This window comes from Acidovorax sp. 100 (assembly GCF_003688355.1).
In the GTDB taxonomy this organism is placed as follows: Bacteria; Pseudomonadota; Gammaproteobacteria; order Burkholderiales; family Burkholderiaceae_C; genus Acidovorax; species Acidovorax delafieldii.
In genome coordinates this window covers 1,462,941-1,478,300 of sequence record NZ_REFD01000001.1, presented here as the reverse complement: position 1 = coordinate 1,478,300, position 15,360 = coordinate 1,462,941, and the positions used below count along the sequence as shown (strand labels likewise).

Annotated in this window: 14 protein-coding genes; 9 read left to right on the top strand and 5 right to left on the bottom strand. The window is 67.1% G+C overall.

The window, feature by feature from the left end; translation table 11 throughout:
• Positions 1 to 45 precede the first annotated feature (45 nt).
• The gene (locus tag C8C96_RS06940; RefSeq protein WP_056745575.1) at positions 46 to 981 is read left to right on the top strand and encodes an ATP-binding cassette domain-containing protein; all 936 of its coding nucleotides are present in this window, start codon (positions 46 to 48) and stop codon (positions 979 to 981) included.
• Here the strand turns inward: C8C96_RS06940 and C8C96_RS06935 are convergent.
• Together C8C96_RS06935 and purT are read right to left on the bottom strand one after the other, a co-directional pair.
• Positions 956 to 3,367 carry a bifunctional diguanylate cyclase/phosphodiesterase gene (locus C8C96_RS06935; RefSeq protein ID WP_121941859.1) on the bottom strand — a complete coding sequence of 804 codons (2,412 nt, stop codon included), beginning with the start codon at positions 3,365 to 3,367 and terminating at the stop codon, positions 956 to 958. The genes C8C96_RS06940 and C8C96_RS06935 overlap by 26 nt on opposite strands.
• 63 nt (positions 3,368 to 3,430) lie before the next feature.
• Positions 3,431 to 4,633 carry a formate-dependent phosphoribosylglycinamide formyltransferase gene (gene purT / locus C8C96_RS06930; RefSeq protein ID WP_121941858.1) on the bottom strand — a complete coding sequence of 401 codons (1,203 nt, stop codon included), beginning with the start codon at positions 4,631 to 4,633 and terminating at the stop codon, positions 3,431 to 3,433.
• Positions 4,634 to 4,741: 108 nt separating this feature from the next.
• On the opposite strand from purT, the gene C8C96_RS06925 reads away from it, so the two are divergent.
• From C8C96_RS06925 to C8C96_RS06890, 8 genes are all read left to right on the top strand, one after another.
• Entirely contained in the window at positions 4,742 to 6,373 is a 1,632-nt protein-coding gene (locus C8C96_RS06925; RefSeq protein ID WP_233584176.1) for a sigma-54-dependent Fis family transcriptional regulator, read from the top strand.
• Between the two features lie 234 nt (positions 6,374 to 6,607).
• The gene (locus C8C96_RS06920) at positions 6,608 to 7,519 is read left to right on the top strand and encodes a sulfurtransferase (RefSeq protein ID WP_056745584.1); all 912 of its coding nucleotides are present in this window, start codon (positions 6,608 to 6,610) and stop codon (positions 7,517 to 7,519) included.
• Positions 7,520 to 7,603: 84 nt separating this feature from the next.
• Entirely contained in the window at positions 7,604 to 8,173 is a 570-nt protein-coding gene (locus C8C96_RS06915) for an OsmC family protein (protein ID WP_008905298.1), read from the top strand.
• A gap of 43 nt (positions 8,174 to 8,216) precedes the next feature.
• On the top strand, positions 8,217 to 9,374 hold the full coding sequence (locus C8C96_RS06910) for an acyl-CoA dehydrogenase family protein (protein WP_121941856.1): 1,158 nt from the start codon (positions 8,217 to 8,219) through the stop codon (positions 9,372 to 9,374).
• Positions 9,371 to 10,696 carry an FAD-dependent oxidoreductase gene (locus tag C8C96_RS06905; RefSeq protein WP_121941855.1) on the top strand — a complete coding sequence of 442 codons (1,326 nt, stop codon included), beginning with the start codon at positions 9,371 to 9,373 and terminating at the stop codon, positions 10,694 to 10,696. Before C8C96_RS06910 ends, C8C96_RS06905 begins: the two co-directional genes overlap by 4 nt.
• 156 nt (positions 10,697 to 10,852) lie before the next feature.
• Complete coding sequence (locus C8C96_RS06900) at positions 10,853 to 11,431, top strand: DUF3455 domain-containing protein (protein WP_055396334.1); 579 nt, start codon at positions 10,853 to 10,855, stop codon at positions 11,429 to 11,431.
• Between the two features lie 107 nt (positions 11,432 to 11,538).
• A complete protein-coding gene (locus tag C8C96_RS06895; RefSeq protein ID WP_055396332.1) occupies positions 11,539 to 12,105 on the top strand; it encodes a sigma-70 family RNA polymerase sigma factor in 567 nt (188 codons plus the stop codon).
• Positions 12,102 to 12,872, top strand: a complete 771-nt coding sequence (locus C8C96_RS06890) for an anti-sigma factor domain-containing protein (protein ID WP_121941854.1) — start codon at positions 12,102 to 12,104, stop codon at positions 12,870 to 12,872. Before C8C96_RS06895 ends, C8C96_RS06890 begins: the two co-directional genes overlap by 4 nt.
• Positions 12,873 to 13,068: 196 nt before the next feature.
• Here the strand turns inward: C8C96_RS06890 and cynS are convergent, their stop codons facing one another.
• From cynS to ntrB, 3 genes are all read right to left on the bottom strand, one after another.
• Positions 13,069 to 13,512, bottom strand: a complete 444-nt coding sequence (gene cynS, locus C8C96_RS06885) for a cyanase (protein WP_008905293.1) — start codon at positions 13,510 to 13,512, stop codon at positions 13,069 to 13,071.
• 113 nt (positions 13,513 to 13,625) lie between these two features.
• On the bottom strand, positions 13,626 to 14,501 hold the full coding sequence (locus tag C8C96_RS06880) for an ABC transporter ATP-binding protein (RefSeq protein ID WP_121941853.1): 876 nt from the start codon (positions 14,499 to 14,501) through the stop codon (positions 13,626 to 13,628).
• On the bottom strand, positions 14,491 to 15,360 hold the full coding sequence (gene ntrB, locus C8C96_RS06875) for a nitrate ABC transporter permease (RefSeq protein ID WP_099731375.1): 870 nt from the start codon (positions 15,358 to 15,360) through the stop codon (positions 14,491 to 14,493). Before ntrB ends, C8C96_RS06880 begins: the two co-directional genes overlap by 11 nt.

The window sequence follows — 15,360 nt, the reverse complement described above, 5'->3', positions numbered from 1 at the left end:
CCGTCCCCAAGCACCACGGACGCACTCGTCGCACACAATCCCTCCATGACCGCACTTTTTGAAGCCCTGCACCTGCGCAAACGTTATGGCGAGACCACGGTGGTGGACGACGTGTCCTTCGCCATTGCTCCCGGCGAATGCCTGGGGGTCATCGGCCCCAACGGCGCGGGCAAGACCACCACCATCCGCATGTGCCTGGGCCTGGCGTCGCCAGACGGGGGCGAAGTGCACTTCACGCCCCAGCCCGGCACGGCCCCGCTGCTGATGCCCCGCGATGCGCTGGCCATCAAGGCGCAGCTGGGTGTGGTCACGCAGTTCGACACCCTCGACCCGGACTTCACCTGCGCCGAAAACCTGCGCGTGTTCGGCCGCTACTTCGGCCTGAAGGGCCCGGTGATGGACGAGCGTGTGCCCCAGTTGCTGGAGTTTGCCGCCCTCACCCACAAGGCCGACGCCAAGCCGGGCGAGCTGTCGGGCGGCATGAAGCGGCGCCTGTCGCTGGCGCGCGCCTTGGTCAACAACCCGCGCCTGCTGCTGCTGGACGAGCCCACCACCGGCCTGGACCCGCAAGCCCGCCACCTGATGTGGGAGCGCCTGCAACTGCTGCTGCAGCAAGGCAAGTCGATCCTGCTGACCACCCACTTCATGGACGAGGCCGAGCGCCTGTGCTCGCGCCTGCTGGTGCTGGACCACGGCCGCAAGATTGCCGAAGGCCGCCCGCGCGAGTTGATCGCCCAGCACCTGGAGCCGGATGTGGTGGAGGTGTTCGGCGTGGGGGCCGTCCAGATGGCCGAAGACACCGCGCTGCGCGCCCTGGCCGCCCGCGTGGAAATCAGCGGCGAGACCGTGTTTTTCTATACCCAGAACGCCCAGCCGCTGCTGCAGGCCTTGGCCGCACACGGCCACCTGCGCACGCTGCACCGGCCGGCCAATCTGGAAGACTTGTTCCTCAAGCTCACGGGGCGGCAGATCCGGGAGTGAGGTCGGCAGGGCGGTCTGCCACTCGGCCCTGCCACCAGTTTTCAAGGTCTTGTGGCGCGCAAGGCAGGGAAAAGAGGTAACCCTGCAGTTCGTCGCACCCCAGCCGGGTCAGCCACTGGGCTTGGTGCTCGGTTTCCACGCCCTCGGCCACCGTACGCAAGCCCAGCTTTTGCGCCAGGGCCACGATGGCGTCCACCAGTGCTTCGCCCCGGTCATTGCTCCCCAGATCGTTGACGAAAGAGCGGTCGATCTTGAGCTTGCGCACCGGAAACCGCTTGAGCTGGCTCAGTGACGAATAGCCGGTGCCGAAGTCGTCGATGGCCAACTGCACGCCCAGAGCGGCGAGGCGCTGCATGGTCTGCAAGGCCTCCTCCACGGGCTCCATGATCGCGCTTTCAGTGATCTCCAATTGCAGCAACCGGGGTGGGCACCCGGTGCTTTGCAGGGCGCGGGCCACCACCTGGTCCAGCTCGGGCTCCTGGAACTGACGGGCCGAGAGATTCACCGCCACCGGGATCTCCCCCCAACCGGCATCCAGCCAACGGCGTGCCTGCGCGCAGGCCTCGTTCAGCACCCATTCGCCCAGGGGCACGATCAGCCCCGTTTCTTCCGCAATACCGATGAACTGCAGCGGAGACACCAGCCCACGCTCCGGGTCCGCCCACCGCACCAGCGCCTCCACCGACGACACACGCCCCGTCCGCGCATCCATGATGGGCTGATAGTGCAGGCGCAGCCCGTCGTGCTCGATGGCATGGCGCAGGCCCGCCTCCACCCGCAGGCGCTCCGTCAACACCTCCGTCATGTGCGGGCTGAAGAAAGCCAGCCGGTTCCCACCCAGGTCCTTGGCGTCGTACATGGCCACATCCGCATTGCGCAGCAGGAGATCCCCGGAGTCCCCATCCTGCGGGAAGACCGCAATGCCCAGGCTGGTGCCCAGCAACCAGCTGGACGTGCCGGTCTCCACAGGCAGGGTCAGCGCCCGCACAATGCGCCGCGCCATGGGCTCCACCACGGCTGGGTCCGGCAGGTCGGGCAGCACCACCACAAACTCATCCCCTCCCGGCCGGGCCACCACATCGCCGGGACGTACACAACCCTGCAACCGGAGCGCCACCTCCTTGAGCAAGGCATCACCCCGGGCATGGCCCAGGCTGTCGTTCACCCCTTTGAACCGGTCCAGGTCCATGGCCAGAACGGCCACGCAGTGGCCCTGCTCTCGCGCCCGGTCCAACGCCGCGTCCAGCCGCTCCGTGAGGCTGTAGCGGTTGGCCAAGTCGGTCAGGGGGTCTCGCCGCGCCTGGCGCTCCAGCGTCTCCGTGTGTTGCGCGATGGACTGCTGCTGGCGCAGCAGGGACTCCGCCATCCGGTCCAGTGCCCGGGCCACCTGCCCCAGCTCTCCCGGGGGATAGGGTGTGCCAATGGGTTCGGCGTAGTTGCCAGCATCCATGCGGCCAATGGCGCGGATGGCGCGCATGGCATGGCGGCGCACCGCAAATTCCACCAGCAGAAAAGCAGCAACGAACACGATGACCGCCAGTGCCAGCACCCCGAGCAGTGCGCTCCGGAACTGGCGCTCCACCGGGCCACGCAGGTCGTCCTCGGGCACGGCCAGGGCCAGACGCAGATCCGAGCCCTGTGCGCGCGGCAACTGGGCGCGCACCCAGACGCGACGCACGCCATCGGCCCCCTCCATCACGGCATGCCCTTCGACCGCTTGCAACATGAAAGTGCGTTCGGCGTCCCCCAGGGTCAGCGGCGCCACCTCCGGCCGGCGGAAGTCCATGACCACCGAACCGTCGGAATTCCATACCTGCAGATGCATACGCTCATAGCGCTGTGCATGCACCGTGGCCTGCCCGTAGTCCTGCATGTCGAGCGAGGCCAGCAGGATGAAGCGCAACGTGCCTCCCGCATCGCGCACCGGGTAGGCCACCTGCAGCACTCCTTTGCCCGTCAGGCGGCCTACGACCGCTTCCAGCACCGGCCCGGAGGCCGTCAGCGCACGCTGAAAGTAACTGCGGTCCCGGAGGTCCAGGGAACGGCCACTGCGCAGCGAATCACAGAACAAGGAGCCATCGGGCTGGATGGTGAGGATGCCGGTGTACTGAGGATGTTCCTTGAGGACATCTGCCAGGAAATCAGAGCAGGCCGCCTTGTCGCCCGCTGCCAGCAGGGGGACACGCCCAAGGCCAAACAAGAGTTGCCCGGTACCAGCGATCTTGTCGTCCAGGTTGCTGGCAATGATGCCTGCCCGGGTCACCAGCCGGTCGCGCGCCTGTCCGGTGGTGGTCACCCGGAACTCCAGCAGCAGCCACACCAGGGCCGGCACAGGCAACAAAGAGGCTGCCAGCACCAGCCACAGGATCCGCGCACTCAGGCTCACAGGGGTTTCTCCTTCAGAAGCGCGGTCGTCGCACCGGCCCGCCGCAACAGCGGCCGCAGGCTATCAGGCCACGCGGGGCCTGACCTTGCTCGCCGCCAGCTTGGCGTTCGCACGCGCCGTGTCCACATTCTCAGCCCGCGCCAGCGCCACGCCCATGCGGCGCTTCACAAAACTCTCGGGCTTGCCAAACAGGCGCAGGTCGGAGCCCGGCACGCGCAGCGCTTCTTCCACACCATCGAACACGATGCCCTGGGCTTCCACACCGCCGTAGATGACGGCACTGGCGCCGGGGTTGCGCAGACTCGTGTCCACCGGCAGGCCCAGGATGGCGCGGGCGTGCAGCTCGAACTCGCTCTGGTGCTGGGTGCACAGCGTGACCAGGCCCGTGTCGTGCGGGCGGGGGCTCACTTCGCTGAACCAGACCTCCTGGCCCTTGACGAACAGCTCCACGCCAAACAATCCCTGGCCGCCCAGGTTGTCGGTCACGGCCTTGGCGATCTGGCGCGACTTTTCGAGTGCGGCCGGGTGCATGGGGTGGGGCTGCCAGCTTTCCACATAGTCGCCGCTCACCTGCACATGGCCGATGGGGTCGCAGAAGCTGGTGGTGATCTGGCCGTCGGTGCCCACCGACCGCACGGTGAGCTGGGTGATCTCGTAGTCAAAGTCGATGAAGCCCTCGACGATCACGCGGCCGTGGCTCACGCGGCCACCGGCCATGGCGTAGTCCCAGGCCTTTTTCACGTCGGCGGGGCCGTCGATCTTGCTCTGGCCCTTGCCCGAGCTGCTCATGACGGGCTTGACGATGCAAGGGTAACCAATCCCGCCATCAATCGCGGCCTGCAACTCTTCGAGCGAATTACAGAATTTGTACGGGCTGGTGGGCAACCCCAGCGTCTCGGCGGCCAGCACGCGGATGCCTTCACGGTCCATGGTCAGGCGCGCTGCGCGGGCCGTGGGGATCACGCGCACGGTGCCCACGGCTTCCAGCTCTTCGAGCATGGGGGTGGCGATGGCTTCGATCTCGGGCACCACCAGGTGGGGCCGTTCGGCTTCGATCAGCGCCTTGAGCTGGGCCGGGTCGCTCATGGTGATGGTGCGCGCGTGGTGGGCCACCTGCTGGCCGGGCGCGTTGTCGTAACGGTCCACAGCGATGGTTTCCACGCCCAGGCGTTGCAGCGCGATCAGCACCTCCTTGCCCAGCTCGCCCGAGCCCAGCAGCATGACTTTGGTGGCATGGGGGGACAGAGGGGTTCCGAGGGTGGTCATGGTGGGGGCTTTCGAGAAGGTGAAAAAGTCGGTAAACGGCGGGACGCAGGCGACTTTAATGCACCCGGGCGCAGAACTTGCAATCGCCCTCACATGCCCCCACCGCCCATGCCCTCCCCTTCCAGCACGGCCCGCTCGCACAGCCCCACCGACTGGCACGCCCAGGAGCTGCTGCTGATGCGCGAGGTGATGCGCCTCATCGGCCGCAGCCTGGCGCCCGGCCTGGTGCTGCGCGAAATGCTGCACCTGATGAGCGAACTGCTGGGCCTGAACCGGGGGCGCATCGTGCTGGTGGACGACGCTCCCTCCTCCCCAGCCGGCGCGCCGCGCACCGCCTCCATCCAGCACGCCTACGGCCTCACCCAGGCCGAGGTGCAGCGCGGGCGGTACGCCTGGGGCGAGGGCATCACAGGCCGCGTGCTGGCCACGGGGCAGCCTGCCATCGTGCAGGACATTGATGCCGAACCGCTGTTCCTGGCACGCGCGGTGGAGCGCAGCCAGCTGCCGCCCGAGACGGTGGCCTTCATCGCCCTGCCCATCGAGGTCAACAACGCGCCCATCGGCGTGCTGGCCTGTCACCGCATCCGCAGCCGCCAGCGCCACCTGAACGACGACCTGGCGGTGCTGCGCGTGCTGGCCACGCTGGTCGGGCAGCTGCTGCAGCTGGAAGCCCTGGTGGCCGAGCAGACGCGGCAGCTGCAGGCGCGCAACGCCGTGCTGGCCAATGCGCTCAACACCAAAAGCGCGCGCTACGGGCTCATTGGCAGCTCGCCACCGCTGCTGCAGGCCTTGAGCGAGCTGGAGCGTGTGTCACAAACCCAGGCCACCGTGCTGCTGCTGGGCCAGTCGGGCACGGGCAAGGAGCTGTTCGCACGCGCCGTGCACCTGGCCAGCGGGCGGCGCGACCGGCCCTTCATCAAGGTCAACTGCTCGGCCATTCCGGACGCGCTGTTCGAATCCGAACTGTTTGGCTACGAAAAAGGCGCATTCACCGGCGCCAGCACAGCCCGCGCGGGCTGGTTCGAGCAGGCCGACAGCGGCACCATCTTTCTGGACGAGATTGGCGAGCTGCCGTTGGCCCTGCAGTCCAAGCTGCTGCGCACGCTGCAGGAGGGCACGCTGGTGCGCCTGGGCGGGCAGCGCGAGGTCAAGGTCAACGTGCGCCTGGTGGCGGCCACCCACCGCGACCTGGCGGCCGATGTGGAGGCAGGCCGCTTTCGGCAGGACCTGTACTACCGCCTGCATGTGATTCCGATCCATCTGCCCTCGCTGGCCGAGCGGCGCGAGGACATCCGCGCGCTGGCGCTGCACTTTGTGAGCCGCGCCAATCAGGCGCACCAGCGCAACGTGAACCTCTCGCCCGACGCGCTGGCGCGGCTGGAAGAACACCCCTGGCCCGGCAACATCCGCGAGCTGGGCAATGTGATCGAACGCCTGGTGCTGCTGACCAATGACACGCTGGTGGCGCGGGCGGAGCTGGACCGGTTTCTGCCGGCTGCGTCCGTGCCTTTGCCTCCGCAGCCCGCACCACAGCCTCCTGCAGCCACCACGGCAGCAGAACGCCCGGCCATTGCCCCGGCGCCGCTGGTGCGTGACTACGCGCCAGCCCAATCGCACAGCGTGTTGGTGCTGCAGACAGCACTGGCCGAGCACCACGGCAACCAGTCGCGTGCAGCGCAGAGCCTGGGGCTGACGCTGCGGCAGTTCAGCTACCGGCTGCGCAAGGCGGGTCTGAAGTGACGACGGACACTGTGTCGACAATTTGTAGACACAGTGTCTGGCGCGGTCTGCTCCACCCTGGCTACCGACAAATGGCCAAACCCAACTCACTATCAAATCAATAGCTGCCAACACATATTTCACTAGCGCTTCCAGCCATTTTTATTCAAATTTACCCATCTCCACCCGCTCTGGCACACCTGTTGCGATAAGGAAGGCAGGCATCCCGCCCACCACCGCACCGAAAGGTTTTCCATGAGCACCGTGACCGCCACCGCCTCCGACGCCGTCCTCATCTCACCCACCCAGTTGTTGGCCCTGCAAGCCGCAGAGCCTGTGGTGCTGATCGACACCCGCGACGCCGACACCTATGCTCTGGGGCACATCCCCGGCGCGGTGAACCTGCGCGAGACATTCACGTATCTCGCCACCTCCACGCCCCAAGGCCTGCAGGAGCTGAAAGACACCTTTGCCGCGCACCTGGGCGCCATCGGCCTGTCGGGCGCCGAGACGGCCGTGTTCTATGAAGATGCGCTCAACAGCGGCTACGGCCAGTCGTGCCGGGGCTACTACCTGCTGACCTGGCTGGGCTACCCCAAGGTCAAGGTATTGAATGGCGGCTACTCTGCCTGGAAGGCGGCAGAGCTGCCCGTCTCCACCGAGGCGGTGGTGCCCACGCCCGCCATCTTCCCCACCCAGCTGGCCACCACCGATGTGATGCTGACCAAGGAGGATGTGATCGAGGCCCTGGGCACCGACACCGTGCTGCTGGACGTGCGCGATGTGGACGAGTGGATTGGCGACAGCTCCAGCCCTTATGGCAAGGACTTCGCGCCACGCAAGGGCCGCCTGCCGGGCGCCAAGTGGCTGGAGTGGTACCGCTTCATGAAGCCCTCGCCCCAGGGTCCGGTGTTCAAGTCGCCCGACGAAGTGCGCGCCGAATGCGCCACGGCGGGCATCAGCCCGGCGGACACGGTGTACCTGTATTGCTTCAAGGGCGCACGCGCGTCCAACACCTTCCTGGCGCTCAAGCAGGCGGGCTTTGCCGATGTGCGCATGTACTTCGGCTCGTGGAACGAATGGTCGCGCGACGACAAGCTGCCGATCGAAAGCGGGCTGCCTCTGGTCAAGTTCCCCAAAAAGCCTGCGCTGGCACTGGCGGCCTGAGCCCCGTGCGTTGTTGCAGCGGGCATGGCCCGCTGCGAACCCTGTCCTTTTTTTGCATTCCCTTCTCTTTCTCCAAGGAACACCATGTCCACCGATCTGCTGGAACCCTCTGCCCCTGTCACCACCGTGCACACGCACCTGCGCCCCATCGACCGCGACGGGCTGATGGCCTTTGCCGACAAGGGACGCAACAACCCTGCCAGCCGGGGTACCAACAAGGTCCATACGGTGATGGAGGGGCAGTACCGCTCGCTGAGCTATGTGGGCAACCATGCGCCGGTGGTGGTGGACGAGCCCCTGCACCTGTTCGGCCAGGACACGGCACCTGCGCCCGGCGAGATCGTGCTGTCGGGCCTGGGCGGCTGCCTGGCCGTGGGCATCACGGCCGTGGCCACCTGGAAGCAGGTCAAGCTCAGCAAGATCGAGGTGTTCATGGAAGGCGACATCGGCAACCCCGCCGCCTGGGGTGCGGGTGGTGCATTGCAGAAGACGCCGCCGGAGATGGGCTTCCAGGCGATCCGCGTGAAGGTGCTGGTGGAAGGCGATGCACCGCGCGAGGTGCTGGACGAGATCGTGCAGCACGCCAACTTCTACTCGCCCGTGGCCAACAGCATGCGCAACCCCATTCCGTTCGAGATCAGCCTCGCGGACTAAACAGCCCCGCCACCGAGCCCGCCCTGCGCACCCAAGGAGCCCCATGAACCCCGCCGACCTCCCTCCCCAACTCCACCTGGACGGCGCCCTGCGGGGCGATGCGCTGCTGGCCGCCGTGCGCCAGATCGCGCAGGGCCCGCTGGCCGCGCAGGTGGAGGCAATTGACCGCACCGGCTACTACCCCTGCGCGGAGCTGCAGCAGCTGGCCGCCGTGGGCGCGATGAGCGCGCACCTGGACAGCACGGCCGGCCCGGCCGACTACGGCCTGGCCATCCGCGCCATGGCCGAGGCCTCGCGCGTGTGCGGCGCCACGGGCTTCATGATGTGGTGCCAGGCGGTGTGCGGGCTGTACCTGCAGCAGTCGGGCAACCCCGCGCTGATGGGCGATGTGCTGCAGCGCCACGCCAGCGGCGCAGGCATGGGCGGCACGGCGCTGTCCAACCCCATGAAGAGCTACGCGCAGATCGAAAGCCTGCTGCTCAAGGCCACGCCAGTGGAGGGGGGCTGCCTCATCAACGGCACCCTGCCCTGGGTGAGCAACCTGGGGCCCGACCACTACTGCGGCGCGATTGCGGCGGTGGTGGAGGCCGACGGCACGGCCAGCCAGCGCGAGGTAATGTTCCTGCTGCGCTGCGACGCACCGGGCGTGGAGATGCGCGAATGCCCCAGCTTCTCCGCCATGGAGGGCACGGGCACCTATGCGCTGCGGCTCAAGGACCATTTCATCGGCACGGCCGACATCATGGCCGACCCCACCCGCCCCTTTATTGCCCGCATCCGCGCTGCGTTCGTGATGCTGCAATGTGGCATGGCGGTGGGCATCACCCAGGGCGCCATCGACTCGATGTGGGCGGTGGAGGCCCAACTGGGCCACGTCAACCAGTTCCTGGAAGACCGGCCCGACGCCCTGCAGGCCGAACTGGATGCACTGACCGCACGCGTAATGCAACTGGCCCAGACGCCGTTCGACACAAGCACCGACTTCTTCATCGATGTGCTGGACGCCCGTGCCCATGGCGCGGAGCTGTGCCTGCGCGCCGCCCAGTCCGCCCTGATGCACCAGGGTGCGCGCGGCTACCTGATGAGCTCGGACGTGCAGCGGCGCGTGCGCGAGTCGCACTTTGTGGCCATCGTCACGCCCGCCATCAAGCACCTGCGCAAGGAGATCGCCCGGCTCAGCACCGAGGAGATGCCTGCATGACGCGCGCCCTCCCCACCGCCACCACGCCGTCGGTTACCTCCGAGTTCGTGTTGAGCGCGGCATCGCAGGCGCTGTGCGATGCGTTTGCCGACGCGGCCGCCCAGGCGCCCTGGCAAAGCTACATCTGCAACGCCTGCGGCTACGTCTACCACGAGGCCGACGGCGACCCCGATGGCGGCCTGCCGCCCGGCACGCGGCTGGCGGACATACCCGACGACTGGGCCTGCCCCTTGTGCGGCGTGACCAAGGCCGATTTTTCGCCGTACGAAGCCCCCACGCTGGAGGCGCTGCGGGCGCAGGCCAGCGCAGCGCCAGCCGCCTCCCTTCGCGTGCGTGGAGAGCCGGGCGTGGTCATCGTCGGCGCGGGCCGTGCAGGCTGGCAATTGGCCGAAACCCTGCGCCAGCACAGCGCCACGCTGCCCATCACCCTGGTGACGGCCTGCGCGGGCGACCGGTACGACAAGCCTTTGCTGTCGGTGGCCATGGCGCGCCAGCTGGACCCGCTGGCCCTGGTGTCCGAAACCGGCCGCGATGCGGCACACCGCCTGGGCGTCACCCTGCTGGCCCACACCCATGCCGTGCGCATCTGCGCCGCCACCCACCAACTGCGCACCACGCGGGGCGTGCTGCGCTACGGTCACCTGGTGCTGGCCCACGGTGCGCAGGCCGCCTTGCCTCCGGGCTTGCCCGCCAGCCTGTGCTGGCGCATCAACCACCTGGACGCCTACCAGCGCCTGCGCCAGCACCTGGGCGACCAGCCCAAGGACGTGCTCATCATCGGCGCGGGCCTGGTCGGCAGTGAGCTGGCCAACGACCTGGCACTGGGCGGCCACCACATCACGCTGCTGGACACGGCCACCGAACCACTGGCGCGCTGGCACGACCAGCAGGCGGGCCCGCAGCTGCTGGACGCCTGGAAAGACCTGTCCATCCGCTTTGAAGGCGGTCTGCAGGTGGAGCAGGTGGAACGCGTGGGCTCGCGCTACCGCGTCTCCACCACCAGCGGGCGGCGTTTTGCGGCGGACGAAGTGGTGGTGGCTGCAGGCCTGCTGCCCCCCCACCGCCTGGCGCAGAGTGCAGGGCTTGATTGGACCCATGGCATTGCGGTGGACGCAGGCACGCTGCAAACCAGCGTATCCCGCATCCATGCACTGGGCGATTGCATCAGCATCGACGGGCAGTGCAGCCGCTACATCGAACCGATTGCCCGGCAGGCGCGAACGCTGGCGGCCGCCATCCTGGGCCAACCGGTGACCCCCTATGAGCACCGGGCGGCCGTGGTGCGGGTCAAGACCACCACCCAGCCGCTGACCCTGCATTGAGGCAGCCTCGGGCCCGGGCGGCAATCTGGCCCGGTCTGGCACCGGCAAAAAATTTTTGGCATCCACTGCATCCAAACGGCGTTTTCGTGGGTAGTACCTTCAGCAGCGCATCTTGTTGCTGCTGTCCTATCAACCCACAGACCAGAGAGAAACGCCATGACCATACACACGTCCCCCATCTCCCGCCTGCTCCCCCTGACGGGCGCCATTGCTGCCGCCGTGCTGCTGAGCGCCTGCGGCTCGATGATGTCGTCGTCCTCCAAATCCATGTATTCGCAGGACAGCCTGCCCGACAGCATCAAGGTGCCGGCTGGCAACAAGGTGGCGATGGAAACCGTGGGCGTGGGCGAGATCACCTACGAATGCCGCGACAAGGCCAACATGCCCGGCCAGACCGAATGGGTGTTCGTGGGCCCCAAGGCCGTGCTGAATGACCGCAGCGGCAAACAAGTGGGCACCTACTACGGCCCGCCGGCCACCTGGGAGTCGAGCGACGGGTCCAAGCTGACAGCCACCCAGCTGGCCGTGGCGCCATCGGGCACGGGCAACCTGCCCTACCAGCTCGTCAAGGCCAACCCCGCCATGGGTTCGGGCGCCATGACCGGCGTGACCTTCATCCAGCGCGTGGCCTTGAAGGGTGGCGTGGCACCCGCTGCTGCCTGCACCACCGCCAACAAGGGCGAGCGCCAGATCGTGAAGTACCAGGCCGACTACATCTTCTGGAAGGCCGCGTAAACCACGCACACGCAATCCCCTGCCCAGCGGGGGCTACCGCCAGGCGGTGGCGGGTTTGCGGCTACGATGCGCCCACTCTTTAGACGAGGCCCCGCTGCCTGCACACCGTGCCCGACACCCCTGGCGATTTTGACTACGAAGCCGCTCTGGCCGCCTGCGCAGCGGGCGACCGGCAGGCCATGCACCGCCTGTACCAACAGGAGGGCGCGCGGCTACTGGGCGTTGCGCTGCGCATCGTGCGCCAGCGGGCCCTGGCCGAGGACATCGTGCACGATGCCTGCGTGAACATCTGGACCCGCGCCGCCAGCTACGACCCGCGCCGGGGCAGCGCACGCGGCTGGATCTACAGCGTGGTGCGCAACCTGGCCCTGAACGCCGTTCGCGACGCGGGCCGCCACGTTGATGTGGACGACACCACCACCCAAGCCCTGGAGGCCGACATGTCTGTGCAGGCCCACCATGAGGTCGAGGAAACCTTTGCGCTGAACGCCAGCCTGGGCCGCCTGCAGCATTGCCTGGAGGCCCTGGACCCCGCGCGCCGCAACTGCGTGCTGCACGCCTATGTGGACGGCTGCTCGCACGGAGAAATTGCGGAGCGCCTCGGCGCGCCGCTGGGCACCGTCAAGGCGTGGATCCGGCGCAGCCTGGTTTCGCTGCGGGAGTGCATGGCATGACCGACCAGCGCAACACACCGCCTACGCACTTGCCGGAAGACCTGAGCGTGCTGGCTGGTGAGTACGTGCTGGGCACCCTGCCCGCCGCCGAACGCCAGGGCGTGCAGCAACGCCTGCCAGGTGACAAGGCATTGCAACAGGCGGTGGCCGAATGGGAAGCCCGCCTGCTGCCGCTGACCCAGCTGGCGGAGCCCATCGCGCCGCCCGCTGCCTTGTGGGCGCGCATCGACCAGTCGCTGCAGGCCACCAGCGCACAGCCGACTGCGACACCCGTTGCCGCCCAACCCCGCGCAAAAACCGAGCGCAAGCCATCCGTGCGCTGGTGGGACCACCTGGGCCTGTGGCGGGCCCTCGCCGGCTCGGGCTTTGCCATGGCGGCGGTGCTCGCAGCAGTGCTCGTCACCCGCACCGCCCCAGTGGTCACGCCACCGCAGTTCTTGGTGGTTCTGGTCGCGCCACAGGACAAGGCCCCGGGCTGGGTGGTGCAGGCCAGCTCGCCCCGGCAGATCAGCCTGATTCCGCTGGGTATGGCCGAAGTACCGGCCGGTAAGGCCCTGGAGTTCTGGACCAAGGCCGACGGCTGGAGCGGCCCCGTGTCGCTGGGCCTGGTGCAGCCCGGTCAGCCGCTGCAGATCCCGCTGGACAAGCTGCCGCCGCTGCAGCCCAACCAGTTGTTCGAGCTGACGCTGGAACCGCCCACGGGCTCGCCGATTGGCAAGCCCACAGGGCCCATCCAGTTCATCGGCCGGGCGGTCAAGGTGCTCTGACTGTCTTCGTTACCCCACTCGGCGCAATGCATAGGCCCACGCCGGTGTAACAAGCACGGCCTATACCAGCGACCGCCGCGCAAGGGCCGCCAAGCCGCACAGGCGGCGCTTCGCTGACGGGCGCTGGCGGTGTCCCCCTTCCCGAATTGCGCAGCAATTCGAGAGAAAGAGGGAAGGCGCGAAGCGACTCAGGGGGTTAGTACTGTTTATACGGCAGGAATTTGCCGGACAGGACCACATTCACGCGGTCGCCATTGGGATTGGCCTCGCGCTGGATATCCATGCTGAAGTCGATGGCGCTCATGATGCCATCGCCAAACTCCTCGTGGATGAGCTCCTTGATGGTGGTGCCGTACACACTCACCACCTCGTACCAGCGGTAGATCAGCGGATCGGTGGGCACGGGCGTGGGCAGCGAGCCCTTGTAGGGCACCACCTGCAGCCACTTCTGCTCCTCGGCCGTGAGGCCGAAGATCTTGCCCACGATCTTGGCCTGCTCGGGCGTGGCCGTCATCTGGCCCAGGCACAGGGCCGTGGTCCATTCCTTGGACTGGCCGACTTTCTTGGCAATGGCCTCCCATTGCAGGCCCTTGGCGACCTTGGTGCTGATGATCTTTTCGGTAACGTCGTTGCGGTTCATGGTGATGGCTCCTTCGGTTGGATGGGTTTTGGAACAGGGAACAGGAACTTCAGGGTGCAGCACTCCCTGCCACCCCCAAGGGGCAACACGACAGTGCTGGGTTATTCAGGAAATCAGTGGGCTTTGGCGCGCGTCACCAAAAAGTCCACGATGTGGTTGCGCAGCGCGTAGTAGCCGTCCAGGTGGTGCAGGCTGGTGCGCGTACGTTCGCGTGGCAGTGGGTTCACCACCACCTCGGCGATGCCGCCGGGGCGGTAGCCCTCGGGCGTCTCGTTGCCGTTGCTCATGAGCAGGATGCGGTCGGCCAGCAAGATGGCTTCGTCCACATCGTGCGTGATCATGAAAACCGTCTGCTGCGTCTGGCGCACGATGGCCATCAGCTCGTCCTGGATGGTGCCGCGCGTGAGCGCATCCAGTGCGCCAAAGGGTTCATCCAGCAGCAACATCTTGGGCTGGATGGAGAACGCGCGCGCAATGCCCACGCGCTGCTTCATACCGCCTGAGAGTTGCGACGGCTTCTTGTCAATGGCGGGGCTCAGGCCCACCAGCGCCACGAACTTCTCCACATGCACATCCACCTGGCCCTTCTTCCAGTCAGGCCAGCGCGACTTCACGGCGAACGCGATGTTCTGGCGCACCGTGAGCCAGGGCATGAGCGCGTGGCTCTGGAACACCACGCCCCGGTCCAGACTGGGGCCGGCCACTTCGCGCCCGTCCATGATGACGGTGCCCGAGGTGGCGGTGTCGAGCCCCGCCAGCACGTTCAGGATGGTGGTCTTGCCGCAGCCCGAGTGGCCGATGATGCAGACGAATTCACCCTTGTCGAGCGTGAACGACACATCGGCAAACACGGGCTTGGCGGGCACAAAGGCTTTGCTCAGCCGGTCAATCTGGAGGAAGCCTTGGGTCACGGCAGAGGCCTTTCGTTGCGGGGCGTCAGTGGCAAGAGGGGCTGGAACAGCCGGGCGCTGGGCGACATCACTCCACATAGGTCACCACCTTCTGCAGCTGGCCGAAGGCCAGGTCGAGCAACATGCCCACCACGCCAATCACCAGGATGGCAAAGATCACGTTGGTGAGCGACAGGTTGTTCCACTCGTTCCACACAAAGTAGCCAATCCCCGTGCCGCCCACCAGCATCTCGGCCGCCACGATCACTAGCCAGGCGATGCCCATGCTGATGCGCATGCCCGTGAGGATGGTGGGCGCTGCGGCGGGCAAGATCACCAGGAAGGCCTTGCGCAGCGGGTTGACCTGCAGCGTGGCCGACACGTTGAGCCACTCGCGCTTGACCGATGCCACGCCAAACGCCGTGTTCACCAGCATGGGCCACACCGAGCAGATGAAGATCACGAAGATGCCCGAGATCGATGAGTCCTTGATGGTGTAGAGAGCGAGCGGCATCCACGCCAGCGGGCTGATGGGCTTGAGCACCTGAATGAACGGGTCGAACGCACGGCGCAGCAGCGGCGACATGCCGATGACGAAACCGAGCGGTATCGCCACCAAGCAGGCCAGGCCGAACCCTAGCGCGACCCGGCCCAGCGAATGCGCGAGCTGGATGGCGATGCCCTTGTCGTTGGGGCCGTTGTCATAGAACGGGTTGGACACGTGCCCCCACACGGTACGGCCCATCTCTGCCAGTGAGGGGAAGCCGCTGCCCTTGGCGCTGGCGCCTGGGTCCTTGCCCATCATCTTGGCGTACTCGATCTGCTCGGCGGTCATGCCGGCCGTGCTGTTGCCCGCGCCCGAAGAAGCGGTGGCGATGTACCAGATCCCCAGCAGGGCCAGGAAGATGAGCACGGACAACAGGCCCGCGCGCAGGTTGAGGTTCTTGGCGGGAGTCAT

Bases quoted from the DNA above. Each gene is read 5' to 3' on its own strand.
- C8C96_RS06940 (WP_056745575.1), top strand. From the start codon at position 46: ATGACCGCACTTTTTGAAGCCCTGCACCTGCGCAAACGTTATGGCGAG.
- purT (WP_121941858.1), bottom strand. From the start codon at position 4,633: ATGACCACCCTCGGAACCCCTCTGTCCCCCCATGCCACCAAAGTCATG.
- C8C96_RS06925 (WP_233584176.1), top strand. From the start codon at position 4,742: ATGCCCTCCCCTTCCAGCACGGCCCGCTCGCACAGCCCCACCGACTGG.
- C8C96_RS06920 (WP_056745584.1), top strand. From the start codon at position 6,608: ATGAGCACCGTGACCGCCACCGCCTCCGACGCCGTCCTCATCTCACCC.
- C8C96_RS06915 (WP_008905298.1), top strand. From the start codon at position 7,604: ATGTCCACCGATCTGCTGGAACCCTCTGCCCCTGTCACCACCGTGCAC.
- C8C96_RS06910 (WP_121941856.1), top strand. From the start codon at position 8,217: ATGAACCCCGCCGACCTCCCTCCCCAACTCCACCTGGACGGCGCCCTG.
- C8C96_RS06905 (WP_121941855.1), top strand. From the start codon at position 9,371: ATGACGCGCGCCCTCCCCACCGCCACCACGCCGTCGGTTACCTCCGAG.
- C8C96_RS06900 (WP_055396334.1), top strand. From the start codon at position 10,853: ATGACCATACACACGTCCCCCATCTCCCGCCTGCTCCCCCTGACGGGC.
- C8C96_RS06890 (WP_121941854.1), top strand. From the start codon at position 12,102: ATGACCGACCAGCGCAACACACCGCCTACGCACTTGCCGGAAGACCTG.
- cynS (WP_008905293.1), bottom strand. From the start codon at position 13,512: ATGAACCGCAACGACGTTACCGAAAAGATCATCAGCACCAAGGTCGCC.
- C8C96_RS06880 (WP_121941853.1), bottom strand. From the start codon at position 14,501: ATGTGGAGTGATGTCGCCCAGCGCCCGGCTGTTCCAGCCCCTCTTGCC.
- ntrB (WP_099731375.1), bottom strand. From the start codon at position 15,360: ATGACTCCCGCCAAGAACCTCAACCTGCGCGCGGGCCTGTTGTCCGTG.